Here is a 16649-nt window from a genome sequence, read left to right as displayed (position 1 = left end):
TTTCGCCAACTCCCGCCGCTGTCAAGGTCCTTACCCTCACGGCCGCGTACCCAGCGCGGCCCACCGGCCCCTCGGAGGCCCATCCCCATGCGTAGTTCCCCCACGACCGGACGCCGCGTCCGGCCGCTCATAGCCGCCCTGGCCTGTTGCCTGGGCGTCGGCATGCTCGCCCCCGCCGGGCAGGCGTTCGCCCGGGACGGTCAGGCCACCGCCCCCGCCCCCGCCCCTTTCCGCAAGACCGGCCTGGCCCCGCAGCCCTCCGCGGAGACGGCCGCCGCCGACGCCCTGCGCGCCGAGCACGCCGCCCGCCCGGACGGCGACCCCGCGAAGAGCGCCCCCCTCCGCTCCGCCGCCAAGGACCTTGCCCGGAGCACCCCGGCCCGGGGCACCGCGAAGTCCGGCAAGGGGGCCGCCGCCCGCGAAGCGGCCGCCTGCAACACCGCCGACTTCACCTCCAAGACCGGCAGCGCCCTCGTCCAGCAGATCAAGGCCGCCGAGCTGACCTGCGTCAACACCCTCTTCAACCTGAAGGGCAACGACGCCAAGGCCGCCTTCCGCGAGGCCCAGATGGTCACCGTCGCCGACGCCCTGAAGGCGAACTCGGCGAGCTACCCCGGCGACAACAGCACCTCCACCGGCCAGCTGGTGCTCTTCCTCCGCGCGGGCTACTTCGTGCAGTGGTACAACGAGGACGTCGTCGGCGCCTACGGCCCGGCCCTGAAGACCTCCATCCGCGGCGCCCTGGACGCCTTCCACGGCTCCCCGCGCTCCCGCGACGTCACCGAGGCCAACGGCGCCACGCTCTCCGAAGCGGTCATCCTCGTCGACAGCGCCCAGGAGAACGCCCGCTACCTCGACGTGGTCAAGCGGCTCCTGACCGCCTACAACTCCTCCTACGACGCGTCCTGGTCCATGACCGCCGCCGTCAACAACACGTACACGATCCTCTTCCGCGGCCACCAGACCGCCGAGTTCCTCCCGGCCGTGCAGGCCGACCCGAGCGTGCTGACCGTCCTGCGCGACTTCGCCGTCACCCACAAGGACCTGCTCGGCACCTCGAAGTCGTACCTCGCCGCCAACGCGGGCCGCGAGCTGGGCCGCTTCCTCCAGCACACCGCGCTCAAGCCCACCGTGCGCCCGCTGGTCAAGCAGCTCCTCGACGGCGGCTCGATCACCGGCCCCGGCGGCCAGCTGTGGGTGCCGCTCGCCGACATGACCACCGAGTACGACGCCGACAACTGCGCCTACTACAACACCTGCAACCTGCCGCAGCGGGTCAAGGACGCCGTCCTGACCGTCAAGCACACCTGCAGCCCGTCCCTGAAGATCGTCGCGCAGCAGATGGCCGCCTCCGAGCTGTCCGCCACCTGCACCAGCGTCGCCAACCAGGACGCCTACTTCCACAACGTGATGAAGGACAGCGGCCCGGTCGCCAACGACAACAACACGACCCTCGAAATGGTCGTGTTCGAGTCCAGCGCCGACTACCAGACCTACGCCGGCACCATCTTCGGCATCAGCACCGACAACGGCGGCATGTACCTGGAGGGCAACCCGGCCACCGCCGGGAACCTGCCGCGCTTCATCGCCTACGAGGCGGAGTGGGTCCGGCCGACCTTCCAGATCTGGAACCTCAACCACGAGTACACCCACTACCTCGACGGCCGCTACAACATGTACGGCGACTTCAACGAGGGCATGAAGACCCCCACCGTGATGTGGGTCGAGGGCTCCGCCGAGTACGTCTCCTACCACTACCTCAACGTGGTCAACGACCGTGCCATCGCCGAGGCCGCCAAGAACACGTACAAGCTCAGCACCCTCTTCGACACCACCTACGACAACTCCGACTCCGACCGGGTCTACCGCTGGGGCTACCTCGCGGTCCGCTACATGATCCAGTCGCACCCGCAGGACGTCACCACCCTGCTCGGCCACTACCGCACGGGCAACTGGACGGCCGCCCGCACCCTGCTCACCTCCACCATCGGCACCCGCTACGACGCCGACTTCGCCGCCTGGCTCGCCAAGTGCGCCGCGGGTGACTGCGGGGGCGGCAGCACCAACCCGCCCACCAACCAGGCCCCCGTCGCCGGCTTCACCCACACGGTGAACGGCCTGGCCGCCGCCTTCACCGACACCTCCACCGACGCCGACGGCACCATCGCCTCCCGCGCCTGGGACTTCGGTGACGGCACCACCTCCACCGCCGCCAACCCGGCGAAGACCTACACGGCCGCCGGCACCTACACCGTCCGCCTGACGGTCACCGACAACAAGGGCGCCACCGCCACCACCACCAAGCCGGTGACCGTGGCCACCGCCCCCGTCCCCGGCGAGTGCACCGACCCCGACACCCGGGTCCTCGGCGACAACTGCTCCCGCTCCGGCGTCGCCGCCACCGCGGGCAACTACGCCTACTTCTTCATCGACGTCCCGGCCGGCACCCCCTCCCTGGAGGTCACCGTCGCGGGCGGCACGGGCAACGCCGACCTCTACTACAACCCCGACAGCTGGGCCACCACCAGTGCCTACACCCAGCGCTCGGTGAAGTCCGGCAACGCCGAGACCCTCACCATCAAGAACCCCAAGGCCGGCTACGTCTACCTCAGCCTGTACGGGGCCAAGAGCTTCACCGGCGTCAAGATCACCACCAAGCTCGCGAAGCCGCTGACCGCGTGCACCGACCCGAACACCCAGGCCATGGCGGCCAACTGCTACCGGACCGGCGTCAAGGCCGCCGCCGGTGACTACCGCTACTTCTGGGTCGACGTCCCCGCCGGCACCACCGAGCTCAAGATCACCGTCGCGGGCGGCACGGGCAACGCCGACCTCTACTACAACCCGGCCACCTGGGCCACCACCACCGCGCACACCCAGAGCTCGGTGAAGACGACGAACGCCGAGACCCTCACCATCACGAACCCGGAGCCCGGCTACCGCTACTTCAGCCTCCACGCGGCGTCGGCCTTCGACAAGGTGAAGGTCACCACGGTCTTCTGACCCCGAACCGCTGAACGACTGATCGACTGATCGACCGCACCACGACGCCAGAAGGCCCCGGTTCGTTCCCCTTCTCCTCGGAGGGGGACGAGCCGGGGCCGCGCGCGCATCGAGCGCATCGGGCGCGACGGACCGGGCCGGGACGGGACGACCGGAGCGCCGTCAGGCCACCGGAAGGGAGCCGGACGCCGGGGGAGGGGGAGAGGGGGCGCCGGGGACGGGGAGGATCAGGGCCGAGTACGCGTGGAGCGTGAGGCGCACCGGGGTGAAGGCGGTGGCGTCCAGGGGCGACCCTCCCGTGCCGGGGCCGCGGGCGTAGCGGGGGTGGGCGCCGCCGCTGAGCTGCCAGCGGATGCGGTGTCCGGCCTCGAAGCGGTGGGCCGCGTGCCCCATCGCGACGGTGGTCCGCGCGGGTTCCGCACCGTCCGTGCGGAGCCGGACCAGCCCGTCGCAGACGTTGACGGAGCGGCCGCGCGGGTCCACGTCGCACAGGCGGGCGAACACGTCGGCGTGACCGGTGTCGGTGGCGACGCTCAACCGCGCCGAGACCGGGCCGAGCACGTCCACGGCCTCCGCCAGCGGGGGTCCGGTGAAGGTCAGCACGTCCTCCCGCGCCTCCAAACGGCCGTTGTCGCGGGCACCGGCCCCGGGGGAGAGGAGCGGGCCGCCCACGGAGGGCGTGGGGTCCGCCGGGTCGTACCGGAAGGACAGCAGTGGCCCGCCGCCCGAGGGGGCCTGCCGGATGAGGTGCCGTTCGGCGGTGGGGTACCAGCGGAGGGTGTCCGTCGGAGGCGTCGACCAGTCGTCGAGGTCCCGCCAGGCGTCCGCACCGCCGACGTGCACCCGGACCCGGGTGGGCCGCAGGCCCGAGGGATCCCCGCACAGGTGGGCGCGGAGCCAGGCGAGGCTGTCGGCGAACACCTCGGGCCAGCCCTGTTGCAGGGCGGAGGTGTGCGTCCAGGGGCCGACGAGCAGAGAGGTCGGGCAGTCGGCCGCCCGCAGCCGCCGGTACTGCTCGAAGGTCTGCTCCGCCAGCACGTCGTACCGGCCGGTGATCAGGGCGGTCGGGACGGTCGTGCGGTCGACCGCAGCCGCCAGGGAGGCGCCGTCCCAGTAGGGGTCCTCGGCGTCCGGGTGCGCCATCACCCCGTCCAGCCAGGGCACGTCACCGACCAGGGCGGTCGTCCGCGCCCCGCGCAGGGGCTCCGCGCCGCCGACGAGGTGCCGCAGCCGCCGGCGCAACCGCAGGGCCGCCCGCACGAACGGCACCGCCCCCCGGTGCTGGTGGGTCATGCCCACCCCGACCACGAGGGCGTTCTCCAGGTGGAAGGCACCGCCCGCGTGGAACAGGGCGTGCGGGTCGTGCAGTCCCACCTGCACCACCATCGCCTTGAGTTCCGGGGGCGGGTCCGTGGCGAGGGCCCACTGCACGTAGCCGAGGTAGCTGGGGCCGATGGTCCCGAGCGAGCCGTCGAACCAGCTCTGCTCGCGCAGCCAGCGGACGGTGGCCCGCCCGTCGGCGGCCTCGTTCCGCCACAGGTCGAACTCCCCGCCGGAGCCTCCGGTGCCGCGACAGCTCTGGAGCACGACGTGGAAGCCCTGTTCGGCGAAGAGCGTGCCGTACATGGGTGCCCACGGGAGGCCCCTGCCGTACGGCGAGCGCACGAGGAGGGTGGGGAACTCGCCCTCGGCGCGCGGGAAGTAGTGGTCCGTGAGCAGGGTGCTTCCGTCGGCCGCCGGGACCGGCAGGCCGGCTTCCCGGCCCACGTCGTACCGCTTGGCCGGGAGGCCCCGCCAGCTCGCCCTCATCAGGCGGGCGGCCGCCGTCGGTCGGCCCGGCGGCGGGGTCCGGGGCCGTCGGGGCGAGGTCGGTCCAGGAGCGTGCGTGCGTGAAGTCATCGTTCCCCTCCTCTTTATCCGTACGATGTACGAGAATAGAGGATGCTTGGATGGGACCGACAAGGACCCTCGATCAGGAGCGGAGCGGGGACGATGCCCGGTACAGGGGAAGCCGGCGCCCCGGGCGTCGACCCGGAGCGGCTCTGGCTCCGGACCGACCGGCCCCGCAAGGGCCGCAAGCCCGCCCACAGCCGCGAGACGATCACGGCGGCGGCCGTCGCGCTGGCCGACGCGGAGGGGCTGGAAGCCGTCACCATCCGCAGGGTCGCGGCGGCCGTCGGAGCCGGCGCGATGTCGCTCTACAGCTACGCCCCCGACAAGGAGACGCTGCTGGAGCTGATGGTCGATCACGTCACCGGCGAACTGCCCACCGCACACGCGCCCACCGGTGACTGGCGGGCCGACCTGAAGGAGATCGCCCGCCTCCAACGCGCCCACATGCTGCGGCACCCGTGGCTGCCGGCGGCCCTGACCGTGCGCCGGACCCCCGGCCCCCACACCCTGGCCTTCCTGGAACGGGCCCTCGCCGTGCTGCGCCCCACCGGTCTGGACGGTGCGGCCAAGCTGGAGGTCTTCGCACAGCTCACGGCCTTCGTGGCCGGGCACGTCGGCCACGAGATCGCCCAAGCGGCGGTCTCCGCCGCACCCGAGCGGGCCGCCGCCGAGCTCCGCTACCTCACGGCCGTCGCCGGAGACGGCCGCCACCCGGAGCTCGCCGAAGCCCTGGCGGCCCCCGGGCGCCCCCTCACGCCGGAAGCCACCTTCACCCGCTTCCTCGACCGTCTGGTCGACGGCCTGGACAGCGCCTGAACCACCACCGAGCCGGCTCCCGTGGTGTGGCGGTCCCGGCTACCGGTCGAGCTCGTAGTCGAACCAGATGCGGTGCGTGCCGTCCGGCTCGACGGTGATCCCGCCGCTGCCGGAGATCCCGGCGAGCTCTCCGGTGCCGCTGGCGGGCACGATGACGAACAAGTCGATCGCGCGGGCGGTGCCGGAAGAGGTGCCCGAATGCGCGAAGTTGAAGGCGCCGGCCCGGCCCTGGAGCGAGCCCTCGAAGGACTCCATCGCCAGATAGGTGCCGGCGCCGGCCGCCTGGTCGTACGCGGAGGTGAACACCGTCGCGGAGCGCCCGGTGATCTCGCCCGCGTACCGCTTCTCCATCGTGGCGACACCGACGGGCAGCGCCGTTTCGATCGCGGGACGCGGCAGCGTGGTCGGGGTGAACTCGGCGACGTCGAACGTTCCTGAGGCTCGCATGCCCGGATCGTACGACCCGCCACTGACATCGCCGCCGAGCCCGTCCCGACCGAGCCCGTCCTAGCCGAGGCCGGAGCGGAAGAGGATGTCCTCGATGGTGCCGCGGTCGAGGTGCCAGTAGGTGACGCGGGCGTCGCGGCCGACGTTGAGGGAGCCGATCTCCTTCGGGAAGGCGCTGTCGAGCCACCCGACGTCCTTGTTGCTGCCGAAGGCGTGGTCCTGGTAGCCGAGGGAGATGGCTTCCACCGCCACCGTCTTCTCGCCGCCCTCGAAGAGGAACACCCCCGCGTAGGCCTTCTGTCGGGGGCCGATGGTGGCGATCGCCCGCGGCCGGGGACCGGCCACGGGCAGCGGGCCCTCGATCACCGCACCGAAGCCGACGTACGGGTGGTGGTAGAGGGTGCAGGGCTTGTCGGTGAAGTTGGTGGCGGTGACGAGGAGGTGCCGGCCGGAGTCCTGGCGCCAGACCGAGGTGTCGATGGACAGGTCGTTGTCGTTGCAGGCGAGCGGGGTCCCGGTGCCGCCGGGCTTCTTGGTGGGGGCCGGGCCGGTGCCGGGGGCGCTCGGCACCGGGTCCGGGGCGGGCGGCTCGGAGGCACCGCCGGTGGGCTCGGGCGTCGGGTCGCCCGGAGAGCCGGTCCCCGTGCCGGAACCCGCGCTGCTCGCCCCCGCCGAGGACCTGGGGCCCTTGGCGTCGTCGCCCTTGGAGCCGGACTGGCAGCCGGTGACGGCGGTGGCGAGCAGGACGGCGCAGACCGCCGCCCCCAGGGCCTTGGTGGTGCGGGTACGGACTCTTCCGGTGGTGTGCGTGGCGTGCATGGCGGGCCCCCGTGGGCGACGTGGCCGGGCCGGACGGGCCGGCGGCCGAGCGGGCGGAGCAGGGATGTGGAGATGCGACGGTGCGGAATGCGGCGGTCCGGTGGTGCGGTGGTGCGGGACGGCGCGCCGACCGTTGCGTTCTGCCCCTGCGTATCGCTGACATTCCTGTCACCGGACCTCCGTTACGGACCCAGGACACGAAGGTCATGGTTCCGTCCACGAACGGTCCACGTTCCGTCGCACGGGATCGGCGCCGGAGCGGAGGGCCCCGATCAGCTCGGACCGGGGCCGGCACCGGGACTGCCGGAGGGCTACGGGGTCGCGGCGCTGCTCGGTGGGGATTCCGGGCCCTCCGGGGCGGCCGGCGCGCTCGGCGGCTGCGCGCTGTTCGGGGTCTGCGGGGTGGTGCTGGCGGACGGGGCGGGGGACGCCTCGGCCGACGGGGAGACGGTCGACCGGGGCGGGGTCGGGAACGGGCTCCCGGAAGGTGTCGCGGACGGGGCCGGGGAGCGGCCGTCGGTCGGTGCGGGGGTGCCGTCGGGGCTGGCGGCCGGGGGCACGGGTCGGGGCGGCAGCGGGTCCGTGCCGTCGGAGGGGCCGGAGGACAGCACGAGGTACCCGGTGAGCGCGACGGCCGTCGCGGCCAGGCCCGCGAGGGCCGGTACGGGCAGCAGGGCGCGGAGGCGGCGCAGCGGACCGGTCCGCCCGACGTGCCCGGCGCGGGCGTGCGGGGGCCGGGCCGGCCGCAGGTCCCGCGCGGTCACGGCGTCGGCGCGGGCCGACAGGGCGGCGCGCAGGCGTTGTTCGGTGGAACCGGGGCGGTCGGCGGGGTCTTCGGGGGTGGTCATGCGGGGTCTCCTGCCAGCATCCGTTCCAGTGCGGCGAGGCCGCGGCTCGCGTGGGACTTGACGGCCCCGCGGCTGATGCCGAGGGTGTCGGCGATCTGGGCCTCGCTCAGTCCGGACCAGTAGCGCAGCACCAGGACTTGGCGGCGGCGCGGGCTCAGCCCGCGGAGGGCGGCGAGGACCTCGCGGTGCTCCTCGCCGAGCACGACCGTCTCCTCGGCGGAGGCCGCCGGCGGTTCCACGGGCGGGATCCAGGCACGGGCGGTGCGGCGGCGGCGCAGGACGGAGCGGGCGGTGTTGACCACGGCGGTCCGCAGGTAGCCGAGGGCGTTGTCGACCTCGGTGATCCGCTCGCCGTGGCGTCGGTAGAGGGCGGTGAAGGCGTCCTGGACCACGTCCTCGGCCGTGGCCAGGTCGTCCACGAGCAGCACCGCGAGGCGCACCATCGGCAGCCGGTGCGCCGCGTACAAGTCGGTGACGGTGGGCCTCCCGGGCGCGGGGGGCGAGCCGTGCGGGTCGGGTGGCGCTCCGGGTGTTCCGGTCGACCCGGTCGATTCGGTCGGGTCCGGGGCGGTGCCCTTCGCGGTGTCGTGGCCGCCCGTCCGGAGCCGGTACGGGTCCGGGACCGGTGACGCCCACGGGCCGGCGGCGGCCACCCGCGCGGCGGGGGTGGCGGGGATGCCTGGGCTGCCGGGGGCGGTGCGGGCCGCGGGCAGGGCGCGGGCGGCCGGGGCCCGGTCCAGGAGCCCGCGGAGGAGGGTGCGGAGCGCGGTGAGCGCGCCGGGGCCGCCGCCCGGCCGTATCCGGGCGGTGCCGGATACGGCCGGGGCGAACGGCAGGGCGGGGCGGAGCACGTGGATCCTCGGATCGGGGGCGGTGGGCACGTCAGCCGCGGGCGCGGCGCCGTACGAGCAGCAGGACGGCGGCCCCGAGAGCGAGGAGCGCGGCGGCCGAGGCACCGAGCAGCGCGGTCCGGCCGTCCGAGCCAGTATGCGCGAGCTCGGGGGAGGCGGAGGGGGCGGGTGCTTCGGCGGCGGGGGTCGGGGACTGCGCGGGCGCGGGGGCGGTGGGCGCGGCGGAACCCTCCGGGACGGCCGAGGTGCTGGGTGCGGGGGTGGCCGGACCGGGGATGGCGGGTACGGCGGAGGGCGCCGCCGGCGGGTCGGTGGGGGCGGGGCTCGCGACGACGCCGGTGGCGGGCGCGGGCGCCGGCGCGGTGGAGGAGACGGGGGCGGCGGCGGGGACGGGCCCGGAGCCCGGAGCGGGAGCCGCGACGGCGGCCGGTGCGGCGACGGGTACGGCTGCCGCCGGGGCGGGCCGGTCCGCGGGCGCGACGGCCGGTCGGGGGGCCACCGGGGCGGCCCCGGCGGCAGCGACTGGCCCGGCCAGCAGGGCCGCCGAGGCCAGGGCGGTGGCCGCCACCGCGGTGAGCGCCGCGCGCTTGGGGTGGTTCACAGGGGGTCTCCCGGGGTTCAGGGGGCGCCGGTACGCGCCCCTCACCCCCGCACGACGCGCGGGACGGCCCGAGGTTGCCGTCCCGGCGAAGGTTTTTCGGGACGGTGTCCCGGCCCTCGAAGGCCAATCCCGGAGTCGAACCGACGGAGTCGAATCGCCGGAGTCGAATCGCGGAGCCGTCCGCGCGGGCCCCGGGTCGCCTGCTCCCGGACCTGGTGCTCCCGCCCTCAGACGTGGAGTTCCGGCGGGAAGCCGGTCCAGCGGAGCTCGGTGGGCAGGTGACCGGTGTCGTTGAAGAGCAGGACCGCCGGCGGGCGCCCGGGCGCGTAGCGGATGACGGTGAGGGCCGCGTTGGCGTGGTTGATGCCCATCCACCGCCACCGCGGCGCGTCGAGGGCGGCCCGGACCAGCCAGCCCACCAGGAAGTTGTGGGTGACGACGAGTTCGTGGCGCGGCTCGTCTCCGGGGACGGGCCCGGTGAAGGCGGCGACCGCCTCCGCCGCGAGCCCGGGCCCCGCCGCGCGCTCCTCGGCCGGGAACTGCTCCAGGAACCCGAGGAACGCGTCGGCGCTCTCCGGGGGCAGCTCCTCGCGGGCGGGCACGTAGGGGACGTAGTCGCCGGCCGCGTCGGAGCGGAGCACGGGGACCCCGTCGAGCCGTTCCCCGACCAGCCGCGCGGTCTGCTCGGCGCGCGGCAGCGGCCCGTGGTGGATCGCCGTCAGCGGGACGCCCCGCAGCCGCTCCCCGAGGAGGGCGGCCTGCCGGCGACCGGCGGCCGTCAGCTCGCTCTCGTCCGCCGACGCCTCGCCGTGGCGGGTGAGATAGAGGTATCGGGCGGCCGTGCCGGTCATGGGCGGTCCTCCGGGGCAGTCGATCATGTGGGCGAGTGGAGGGACGCCGACCCGCACGGATCCGGTTCCGTACGCCCCGGGCCGCCCGGCGGGCCGCCGGGCGGTGACGTCGCGCGCGTCCGTCCGCTCGGCTTCCGTCAGGTGCGGCGCGAACGGAGACGGCCCACGGTCTCCAGGGTCCGGACGGCCGCGCCCTTCAGGCGGGGCTGTTCGCGGACGAAGCGGCGGGCGGCGCGGACCGGTTCGTTGCGGAGCCAGTGCAGGGCCGCGCCCGGCCGGGGGCGCAGCACGGCCCCCTCGTACACCGTCAGGTCCCGCGTCTTCAGGGCGTCCTTGTAGACGGCGTCGCCCCGACCCAGGTCGAGCATCTCGATGCCCGTCCCCGCCGCGGCCTCCGCCATCCGCAGGTAGAGCAGGCGGCCGGGGGAGTACGAGGCGAAGGCGCGGTCGTAGGACGGGAACCAGCAGGAGAGCACGGTCCGCGACCGCAGACCGAAGTGGGCGGCGACGAGCCGGTCCCCCGCGTAGAGGGTGGAGAGCAGCCCCGAGCAGGCGGGGGAGCGGGTGTCGGACAGCAGCCGCACCAGATGGTTGATCCAGTCCTGCGCGAAGCGGTCGCGGCGACCGGTGCGGCGGTACTGGGCCGACTTCCAGGTCATCAGGGTGCGCAGGGCCGCCGAGTCCTGGTCGCCGAAGACGAACCGGAGCGGGCCCACGGTCCGGGCCAGGCGCCGTTCCTGGGCCAGGGCCGTCTTGAGGAACTTGCGGGACCCGGCCCGGAGCAGCCCCTCGTAGTGCGCGTAGCCGCCGGTGAGGTCGATGACGGGGGAGGCGAACCCGCCGGTGGCGTAGGGCAGGAACAGCTCCTGGCCGCTCTCCAGGTGGTTGAACTCCCAGACCGACAGGGAACTCGCGCGCAGCAGTTCGTGCGGATCGACGGACACTCCGGGGCGGAGCACGGCGCCCTGGCAGTCGGAGACGCCCAGCCCGATGGCCCGGCCGCGGCCCCACCGGCCGCGCTCGTACGGGAAGAAGCCGACGGGCTCCCGGCCCTGGCGGACCACGGCCACCCGGGCCCCGGGCCTGACCCGGCCGACGGCCTGGCAGAACTCCGGGCTCATGAAGGGATTGGCGACCGGCGCGGTGCTGTCCCGCAGCTCACCCCACAGTTCCAGGTCGGCCCGGCTCAGGTCGGCGGGGTGGATCGCGTCGATGCGCTGAACGGTCACGTCGGGCTCCAGGTTCGTCGGATCGCGTACGGGGCCGGTGGCGGGACGCGCGCCCGGCTCCCGTCGGGTCCGCCGGGTGCCGTCCGACGGATCGGTCGTACGGGCTGCGGTGCGGAACGGGCGCCCCCGAGGGGCGTGGGGGCGCGGGTCCGGTCAGGACCCCGCGGCCGCCGCGGCGCCGGGCGTGGCCCGGGCGGGCGACAGCGGGCGGCGGCGGAGCGAAGGGGAGGGGGAGGTGGAGGGTGTGGGGGAGGGGCGGAAGGGCGTTGAGCGGGAAGGGGGTCCCGGCACCGGTGTCGGCTCGGGCACCGTCCTGGGCAGTGGCTTCGGTGGGCCGCGGCGGATCACGGTGTCGGCCAGGATGACCTCGTGCGGGGCGGGGCCCCGGCCCGTCCGGTGGCGTCTGCGGGGGCCGGGGGCGGGGCGGGGGTCGCGCGTTCCCCACGGGGCCGGGCACCGGGCGAGCAGCCGGCGCAGGCCCGGGGCCAGGGAACCCAGCCGTTCCTGCACGGCACTGCCGATCCGCGAGAGCGCCAGGTCGGCGGTGTGCAGGGTCCAACCGACCAGCAGGGTCAGCGCGCAGTAGAGGAGGGCGCGCGGGCCGTCGTGCCCGGCGCCGGCCGGGTCCGTCGGGTCCTCGCCGAGGTGCCCGAACCACCAGGAGGCCGCCGCCTGAGCGAGCACCATGACGGCGAGGTCGGTGCGGAGCGAGCGGGCCCGCCGGGCCCGTGGCAGGGCCAGGGCGAACAGTGCGGGCACGGCGATCAGGAGGGCGGTGGCGGTGAGGGTCCCGGCGAAGGCCAGGTGGTTGCCCGCTGCCGCGAGCGCCGTGGCGAGGACGGCGAACGAGGCGGCGCGCGCCGCCCCGCTCCCGGACACCGCGGGCGTACGGGCGGGAGCGGACGAGGGCCGGAGGAGGACGCGCGCCGTCATGACGGAACCATCCTGGGCGAGAGCACGGGCGCCGCGCCGGGGAACGGACGGGCTCCCCCATCCGAACCTTCGCGCCAGACCGCCCCCTGAAGAGTCACGTCTCCTCAACGAGGACCGCGCCGGGCCCGTCACTGCCGGCGCCCGGCGGCCGATCGGTTCCGGCCGTCGCCGTGTGGATCGGTGCGGGCCGCGGAGCCGATCGGAGGCGGGGCGCCGGGCTGATCGCGGGTGAGGCGCCGGGCCCGTCAGGAGCGCTGCTCGGTGACCCGTACGGGGGGTTTGCGGGTCCGGGCCGCGCTGAGCAGGGCCCGGCATTCCTGCTGGTCGAAGCGGCCGATGAGGACCAGGCCGGGGCGGCGCGGGTCCTCCCCGAAGAACCGGGCCAGCTGGCGCCAGCTCCAGCGGGGCCCGGAGACCCGTGGCAGGCCGGTGGGGCGCCCCGACAGCCGCAGGGCGAGCACGGGATGGGTGAACAGGCCGAGGCGGACCCGGGTGAGCACCACCCCTTCCACCTGCGCCCAGGGCAGGCGGACGGGTTTCGGCCAGCAGGGCAGCCGCAGTTCGAGCCCGTCGGGTCCGGCCGTCAGCCGGAGGGGGCGGACGAGTCCGGCCAGCAGCACGGAGCCGAGGACGACGAAGACCGCTGCGGCGATCCCCGCGGAGGTCCGGTCCGCCGGGGGCAGCTGGAGGGCGACCATGCCCAGGGCGGCCGCCATCGGCAGGCCCAGATAGCTGACCACCTCGATGCTGCGGATCGGCCGGAAGACGAGCACCGCGGTGGTGCCCCCGGTCATCGTGCCCTCGGCCCTGGAGTTCCCGGTCATGGCGCCGCCCCCTCGATGGATATCGAACTGCCGCTCGCCCTCCGGGTGTTGTACCCGGAGGGCGCGGGGCTACCCGTGCCGGTCAGCGGTAGGCGGCGAGGAAGGTGCGGACGCCCGTGACGGCGTAGTGGTCGAGGTCGGCGGGGGTGTGCCGGGGGCCGCCGTGGAACATGGCCTTGTTCACGGGGATCCAGAGCAGCAGGCCCGAGAAGTGGTGGGCGGCCATCAGGGGGTCGGGGCAGCGCAGCAGGCCCTGTTCGGTGAGGTGGGCGAAGGATTCGGCGAGGGTGGCGAGCACCCGCTCGAACCCCTGTTCGTACCATTCGGCGCCCAGTGCGGGGAAGGCGTCGGCGTTGGCGATGACCAGGCGGCGGAGCCGGAGCACCTGCGGCTGGGTGAGGGCCTCCAGGAAGCCCCGGGCGAGCCGGGTGAGGTTCTCCTCCAGGGTCTCGGCGTCGGCGGGCACGGCCGCGACCAGTTCGACGGTGCCGTCGATGCGGTCGGTGGTGGCGAGGACGATCTCCGCGAAGAGCTTCTCCTTGTCCGCGAAGTGCTTGTAGACCGTCTGCTTGGAGACCGCGGCCAGTTTCGCGATGTCGTCCATGCTCGTGCCGGAGTAGCCCTTCTCCAGGAAGGCCCCGGTCGCGGCCTCCATGATGGCCCGCCGCTTGAGCGCCGACCGGCCGGTCTCCCGTGGTGCCTGCGAAGCCTGTGGTGCCTGTGGTGCTTGTGAACCCTGCCGTGTCTGTGGTGCCCGGTGCCGCTCCGACGCCGCCGTGGGGCCCGGCCCGGTGCCCGGCCCCGGTCCCGTTCCGGTGCCCGCCGTCGGTTCCGCCGTGGTCATGTCGCCTCCCAAGAGTAGTACTGGACAGTCTAGTTCTCCTCTGCGTACTGTACTCCTCGGCGCAGAGCAGTACTACACCGTCTAGTTCCGATGCTCCGGCGTTCCGCACGTGGATTCCCAGCGATCCGTTCGTCCGACAGCGAGGCCGTCCGGCCGAGGAAGAGCAGGCAGCCATGACCCGTACCGACTCCCGTCCCCAGACCGCGACCACCACCCCGACCACGGCCACGACCAAGACCGGCACCACGATCGCCGCTGCCCCGACCGCCCCCACCGCCACGCGCGCGCTGAGTCGGGGCGCCGTGGGGCGGGCGCGGCTGCTCGGCGGGGCCGTCCTCGCCGGGCCCTTCTTCCTGGCCGCGGGCATCACGCAGGGGATCCTGCGCGAGGGCTACGACTTCACGCGGAACGCCTTCAGCCAGCTGAGCCTCGGTGAAGGGGGCTGGATCCAGCGGACCGTGTTCGTGCTGACCGCCGCGCTCGTCCTCGCCGGGGCGGCGGGGCTCCGGCAGGCGCTGCGGGACGGCCCCGGCGGCACCTGGGCTCCCCGCCTGGTCGGCCTCTTCGGGATCAGCTGCCTGGCCGCCGCCGTCTTCGACGCGGACCCGGGAGCCGGATTCCCGGCCGGGGCCCCCGAGGAGCGGGTCCCCTCGATGAGCACGGAGGGGATGCTCCACATGCTCGCGGGGATGGTCGGATACCTGGCCCTGTGCGCCGCGTTCCTGGTCCTCGCCCGGCACTTCGCGGCGGCCGGGGCGCGGGGCTGGGCGCGGGGCTGCCGGATCGTTCCCGCCGGGGTCCTCGCGGGATTCGTCGGCTCCGCCGGCAGCGTCCTCGCCTTCGCGTCCGGGGCCGCGCTCGGACTCCTCTGGCTCGCGGCCGTCGCGGCCCGGATCGGTCGGGGGACCCCCGTTGTCACAGGCGACCGTCAGAATCACAGCAGTTGAGACGCGCGGTCACCTGCTCCAGCTGAAGCACCTGTGTCAGCTGGAGCGGCTGACACAACCGAAGGGCTTCGGGCCGTGAACGCACCTGAACGCACTTGAACGCACCGGCGGGCACCGCTCCGCCGACACAGAGACCGATCGGACGCGATCCGATCCGAGGGAAGGACACCACCGTCATGACCGAAGCCGTGAAGGGCCCCGCGAGCTACTTCCCCTCGATCGAGAAGAAGTACGGCCGACCGATCGCCGAGTGGAAGGAGCTGATCCGGGCCTCGCCCCTGACCAAGCACATGGAGCTGGTCGCCTGGCTCAAGACCGAGCACGGTCTGGGGCACGGACACGCCAACGCCCTGGTCAAGCACACCCTCGACGAGGACGCGGCCGGCAAGTGAACGCTCCCCCCGGAGACCCCCGTTCGGGTGAGTCGGGCGTGGCCTGCGCACGACGGGTCGGGGCGGCCGGGAGGCTGGCGCCATGAAGTTCACGTTGAAGAACGAGCCCCGCAGGGGCGCCGCCCGCCGGGCCACCGCCCCGCTGGGCACGGCCGCCACGGCGTTGGTCCTGGGGCTCGCCGTCGCCGCGGTGACGGGGACGACCGGCGCGGCGGCCGCCGCACCCGCCGCCCCGCTCCCGCTCCCCACGGCCGAATCGGCCCCGAGCGGTGCCCGGGCCCTCCCCGCCCCGGTGGCCCCGGCGCCGTCCGTCGAGCAGGCGTCCGTGGCCGGGCGGTGGGAGGGGTTCGCGGTGCCGCGCGACGCCGGGATCACGCGCTACGTGCGGGAGTTGACGCTCACGGCCGACGGCCGCTTCACGCTCGTGCCCGGCTTCGTCTGCGGGAGCGGGCAACCCTGCCCGCAGTTCAAGATCGCCCCGATCGAGGGCACCTACCGGGTCACGGACGGCGCCCTCGACCTGGTCGGCTCCTTCGACACCCACCTCACGGGGACCGTCCACGGCCGTCACCTGATCGCGCTGGACGGGGAGTTCCTTCACCGCTCCCTGGGCTGAGCCGCCCGCAGGGCACGGGCCCGTTCGCGCAGGTCCCGAGCCGTGGCGGAGGCGGAGACCGAGTCGGAAGCGGGGGCGGGGGCGGGGCTCGTCCCCGGGGTGCCGGTGGGGCTCTCGGAGGGATCCGTCGGGAGCGCGTACCGGCCGGTGAGCCGTTCGGTGAGCTCCTCGCACCGCTCCAGCTCCCGGGTCCAGCCGACCAGTGCCGACCGGTGCCGGGGATCGGTACGGCGCCGTTGCAGTTCCGCGCGCACCAGCGCCGACTGCCGGTGCGCCTTCCGGCGCAACGCGTGGCCCGCCGAGCCGGGGAGGTCGGGGGGTCCCGCGGCGGCGAGTTCGGCGTAGGTCGCGAGGTCCTCGCAGAGAGTGGCCAGCCGGTGCGGGATCCGCCCGCGCAGGTCCTCGGGCCACAGCGGGTAGCCGAGGACGAAGGCCAGGGCGCAGCCCAGCAGGGTGGCGAGCAGCCGCGCCGCCGGTACCGCGGCGCCGCCCGTGCCGAGCGGGTCGGACAGCAGCAGCATCACGGGCGTGAGCAGGAGGGTCTGGAGGGGCGTACGAGCGTCGGCCGTACGCCTGGAGCAGTGCGGTGAAGCCCACCACGGCCAGGATCCGACCCCAGCCCGGCGGCACCGTGGCGAGGACGAGCATCCCCGGGAGCACACCGCTGAAGGTGCCGACGGCGCGGAGCAGGAGTCGCGCCGGTACGGTCCCGAGGTCGGGCCGCACGACCAGCAC

At 74.6% G+C, this 16649-nt stretch carries 17 protein-coding genes and 1 pseudogene; 5 read left to right on the top strand and 13 right to left on the bottom strand.

Annotated elements, in window-relative coordinates; all coding sequences use genetic code 11:
• Positions 1 to 87: 87 nt before the first annotated feature.
• A complete protein-coding gene (locus ABTZ17_RS12595; protein WP_502994652.1) occupies positions 88 to 3003 on the top strand; it encodes a collagenase in 2916 nt (971 codons plus the stop codon).
• A gap of 162 nt (positions 3004 to 3165) precedes the next feature.
• Here ABTZ17_RS12595 and ABTZ17_RS12585 read toward each other — a convergent pair whose 3' ends face one another.
• A complete protein-coding gene (locus ABTZ17_RS12585; RefSeq protein WP_502994651.1) occupies positions 3166 to 4902 on the bottom strand; it encodes a CocE/NonD family hydrolase in 1737 nt (578 codons plus the stop codon).
• Positions 4903 to 4995: 93 nt separating this feature from the next.
• Here ABTZ17_RS12585 and ABTZ17_RS12580 point away from each other — a divergent pair, with 93 nt between their 5' ends.
• The gene (locus ABTZ17_RS12580; protein WP_352195552.1) at positions 4996 to 5712 is read left to right on the top strand and encodes a TetR/AcrR family transcriptional regulator C-terminal domain-containing protein; all 717 of its coding nucleotides are present in this window, start codon (positions 4996 to 4998) and stop codon (positions 5710 to 5712) included.
• Between the two features lie 39 nt (positions 5713 to 5751).
• Here ABTZ17_RS12580 and ABTZ17_RS12575 read toward each other — a convergent pair whose 3' ends face one another.
• The 10 genes from ABTZ17_RS12575 to ABTZ17_RS12530 form a co-directional block, all read right to left on the bottom strand.
• Positions 5752 to 6159 (bottom strand): DUF3224 domain-containing protein, encoded by a 408-nt coding sequence (locus ABTZ17_RS12575; RefSeq protein ID WP_352195551.1) that lies wholly within the window; start codon positions 6157 to 6159, stop codon positions 5752 to 5754.
• Positions 6160 to 6219: 60 nt separating this feature from the next.
• Positions 6220 to 6978, bottom strand: coding sequence for a DUF4232 domain-containing protein (locus ABTZ17_RS12570; protein ID WP_352195550.1), 759 nt, complete (start codon positions 6976 to 6978; stop codon positions 6220 to 6222).
• Between the two features lie 311 nt (positions 6979 to 7289).
• Positions 7290 to 7826, bottom strand: a complete 537-nt coding sequence (locus tag ABTZ17_RS12565) for a hypothetical protein (RefSeq protein ID WP_352195549.1) — start codon at positions 7824 to 7826, stop codon at positions 7290 to 7292.
• Positions 7823 to 8539 (bottom strand): RNA polymerase sigma factor, encoded by a 717-nt coding sequence (locus ABTZ17_RS12560; RefSeq protein WP_352195567.1) that lies wholly within the window; start codon positions 8537 to 8539, stop codon positions 7823 to 7825. The genes ABTZ17_RS12565 and ABTZ17_RS12560 overlap by 4 nt, the downstream gene beginning before the upstream one ends.
• A gap of 169 nt (positions 8540 to 8708) precedes the next feature.
• Complete coding sequence (locus ABTZ17_RS12555; RefSeq protein WP_352195548.1) at positions 8709 to 9278, bottom strand: LAETG motif-containing sortase-dependent surface protein; 570 nt, start codon at positions 9276 to 9278, stop codon at positions 8709 to 8711.
• Between the two features lie 227 nt (positions 9279 to 9505).
• Complete coding sequence (locus tag ABTZ17_RS12550; RefSeq protein WP_352195547.1) at positions 9506 to 10129, bottom strand: histidine phosphatase family protein; 624 nt, start codon at positions 10127 to 10129, stop codon at positions 9506 to 9508.
• Between the two features lie 137 nt (positions 10130 to 10266).
• Entirely contained in the window at positions 10267 to 11358 is a 1092-nt protein-coding gene (locus ABTZ17_RS12545; RefSeq protein WP_352195546.1) for a GNAT family N-acetyltransferase, read from the bottom strand.
• A 153-nt stretch (positions 11359 to 11511) separates the two neighbouring features.
• Entirely contained in the window at positions 11512 to 12291 is a 780-nt protein-coding gene (locus ABTZ17_RS12540) for a hypothetical protein (RefSeq protein WP_352195545.1), read from the bottom strand.
• A gap of 245 nt (positions 12292 to 12536) precedes the next feature.
• Positions 12537 to 13115, bottom strand: a complete 579-nt coding sequence (locus ABTZ17_RS12535; RefSeq protein ID WP_352195544.1) for a hypothetical protein — start codon at positions 13113 to 13115, stop codon at positions 12537 to 12539.
• 82 nt (positions 13116 to 13197) lie between these two features.
• Positions 13198 to 13770, bottom strand: a complete 573-nt coding sequence (locus ABTZ17_RS12530) for a TetR/AcrR family transcriptional regulator (protein ID WP_352195543.1) — start codon at positions 13768 to 13770, stop codon at positions 13198 to 13200.
• Between the two features lie 362 nt (positions 13771 to 14132).
• On the opposite strand from ABTZ17_RS12530, the gene ABTZ17_RS12525 reads away from it, so the two are divergent.
• From ABTZ17_RS12525 to ABTZ17_RS12515, 3 genes are all read left to right on the top strand, one after another.
• Entirely contained in the window at positions 14133 to 14906 is a 774-nt protein-coding gene (locus ABTZ17_RS12525; protein ID WP_352195542.1) for a DUF998 domain-containing protein, read from the top strand.
• 176 nt (positions 14907 to 15082) lie between these two features.
• Positions 15083 to 15298 carry a DUF4287 domain-containing protein gene (locus ABTZ17_RS12520; RefSeq protein WP_352195541.1) on the top strand — a complete coding sequence of 72 codons (216 nt, stop codon included), beginning with the start codon at positions 15083 to 15085 and terminating at the stop codon, positions 15296 to 15298.
• 82 nt (positions 15299 to 15380) lie between these two features.
• Positions 15381 to 15914 carry a hypothetical protein gene (locus ABTZ17_RS12515; protein WP_352195540.1) on the top strand — a complete coding sequence of 178 codons (534 nt, stop codon included), beginning with the start codon at positions 15381 to 15383 and terminating at the stop codon, positions 15912 to 15914.
• On the opposite strand, the gene ABTZ17_RS12510 is transcribed toward ABTZ17_RS12515, so the two are convergent.
• Positions 15896 to 16438: an FUSC family protein gene (locus ABTZ17_RS12510; RefSeq protein WP_352195539.1), complete on the bottom strand. Its 543-nt coding sequence runs from the start codon at positions 16436 to 16438 to the stop codon at positions 15896 to 15898. The two genes, ABTZ17_RS12515 and ABTZ17_RS12510, sit on opposite strands and share 19 nt — an antisense overlap.
• An 85-nt stretch (positions 16439 to 16523) precedes the next feature.
• Positions 16524 to 16640 (bottom strand): annotated as a pseudogene (locus tag ABTZ17_RS12505) (hypothetical protein); the annotation flags it as partial.
• Positions 16641 to 16649: the final 9 nt, after the last annotated feature.

The sequence above is a fragment of the Streptomyces sp. NPDC097619 genome, from assembly GCF_040302735.1.
Taxonomy (GTDB): domain Bacteria; phylum Actinomycetota; class Actinomycetes; order Streptomycetales; family Streptomycetaceae; genus Streptomyces.
The sequence above is the reverse complement of the archived record's forward strand: the minus strand, read 5'-3'. Positions and strand labels throughout refer to the sequence as shown.

Bases quoted from the DNA above. Each gene is read 5' to 3' on its own strand.
- ABTZ17_RS12570 (WP_352195550.1), bottom strand. From the start codon at position 6,978: ATGCACGCCACGCACACCACCGGAAGAGTCCGTACCCGCACCACCAAG.
- ABTZ17_RS12515 (WP_352195540.1), top strand. From the start codon at position 15,381: ATGAAGTTCACGTTGAAGAACGAGCCCCGCAGGGGCGCCGCCCGCCGG.
- ABTZ17_RS12525 (WP_352195542.1), top strand. From the start codon at position 14,133: ATGACCCGTACCGACTCCCGTCCCCAGACCGCGACCACCACCCCGACC.
- ABTZ17_RS12520 (WP_352195541.1), top strand. From the start codon at position 15,083: ATGACCGAAGCCGTGAAGGGCCCCGCGAGCTACTTCCCCTCGATCGAG.
- ABTZ17_RS12575 (WP_352195551.1), bottom strand. From the start codon at position 6,159: ATGCGAGCCTCAGGAACGTTCGACGTCGCCGAGTTCACCCCGACCACG.
- ABTZ17_RS12585 (WP_502994651.1), bottom strand. From the start codon at position 4,902: ATGACTTCACGCACGCACGCTCCTGGACCGACCTCGCCCCGACGGCCC.
- ABTZ17_RS12595 (WP_502994652.1), top strand. From the start codon at position 88: ATGCGTAGTTCCCCCACGACCGGACGCCGCGTCCGGCCGCTCATAGCC.
- ABTZ17_RS12580 (WP_352195552.1), top strand. From the start codon at position 4,996: ATGCCCGGTACAGGGGAAGCCGGCGCCCCGGGCGTCGACCCGGAGCGG.
- ABTZ17_RS12530 (WP_352195543.1), bottom strand. From the start codon at position 13,770: ATGGAGGCCGCGACCGGGGCCTTCCTGGAGAAGGGCTACTCCGGCACG.
- ABTZ17_RS12565 (WP_352195549.1), bottom strand. From the start codon at position 7,826: ATGACCACCCCCGAAGACCCCGCCGACCGCCCCGGTTCCACCGAACAA.
- ABTZ17_RS12540 (WP_352195545.1), bottom strand. From the start codon at position 12,291: ATGACGGCGCGCGTCCTCCTCCGGCCCTCGTCCGCTCCCGCCCGTACG.
- ABTZ17_RS12535 (WP_352195544.1), bottom strand. From the start codon at position 13,115: ATGACCGGGAACTCCAGGGCCGAGGGCACGATGACCGGGGGCACCACC.
- ABTZ17_RS12550 (WP_352195547.1), bottom strand. From the start codon at position 10,129: ATGACCGGCACGGCCGCCCGATACCTCTATCTCACCCGCCACGGCGAG.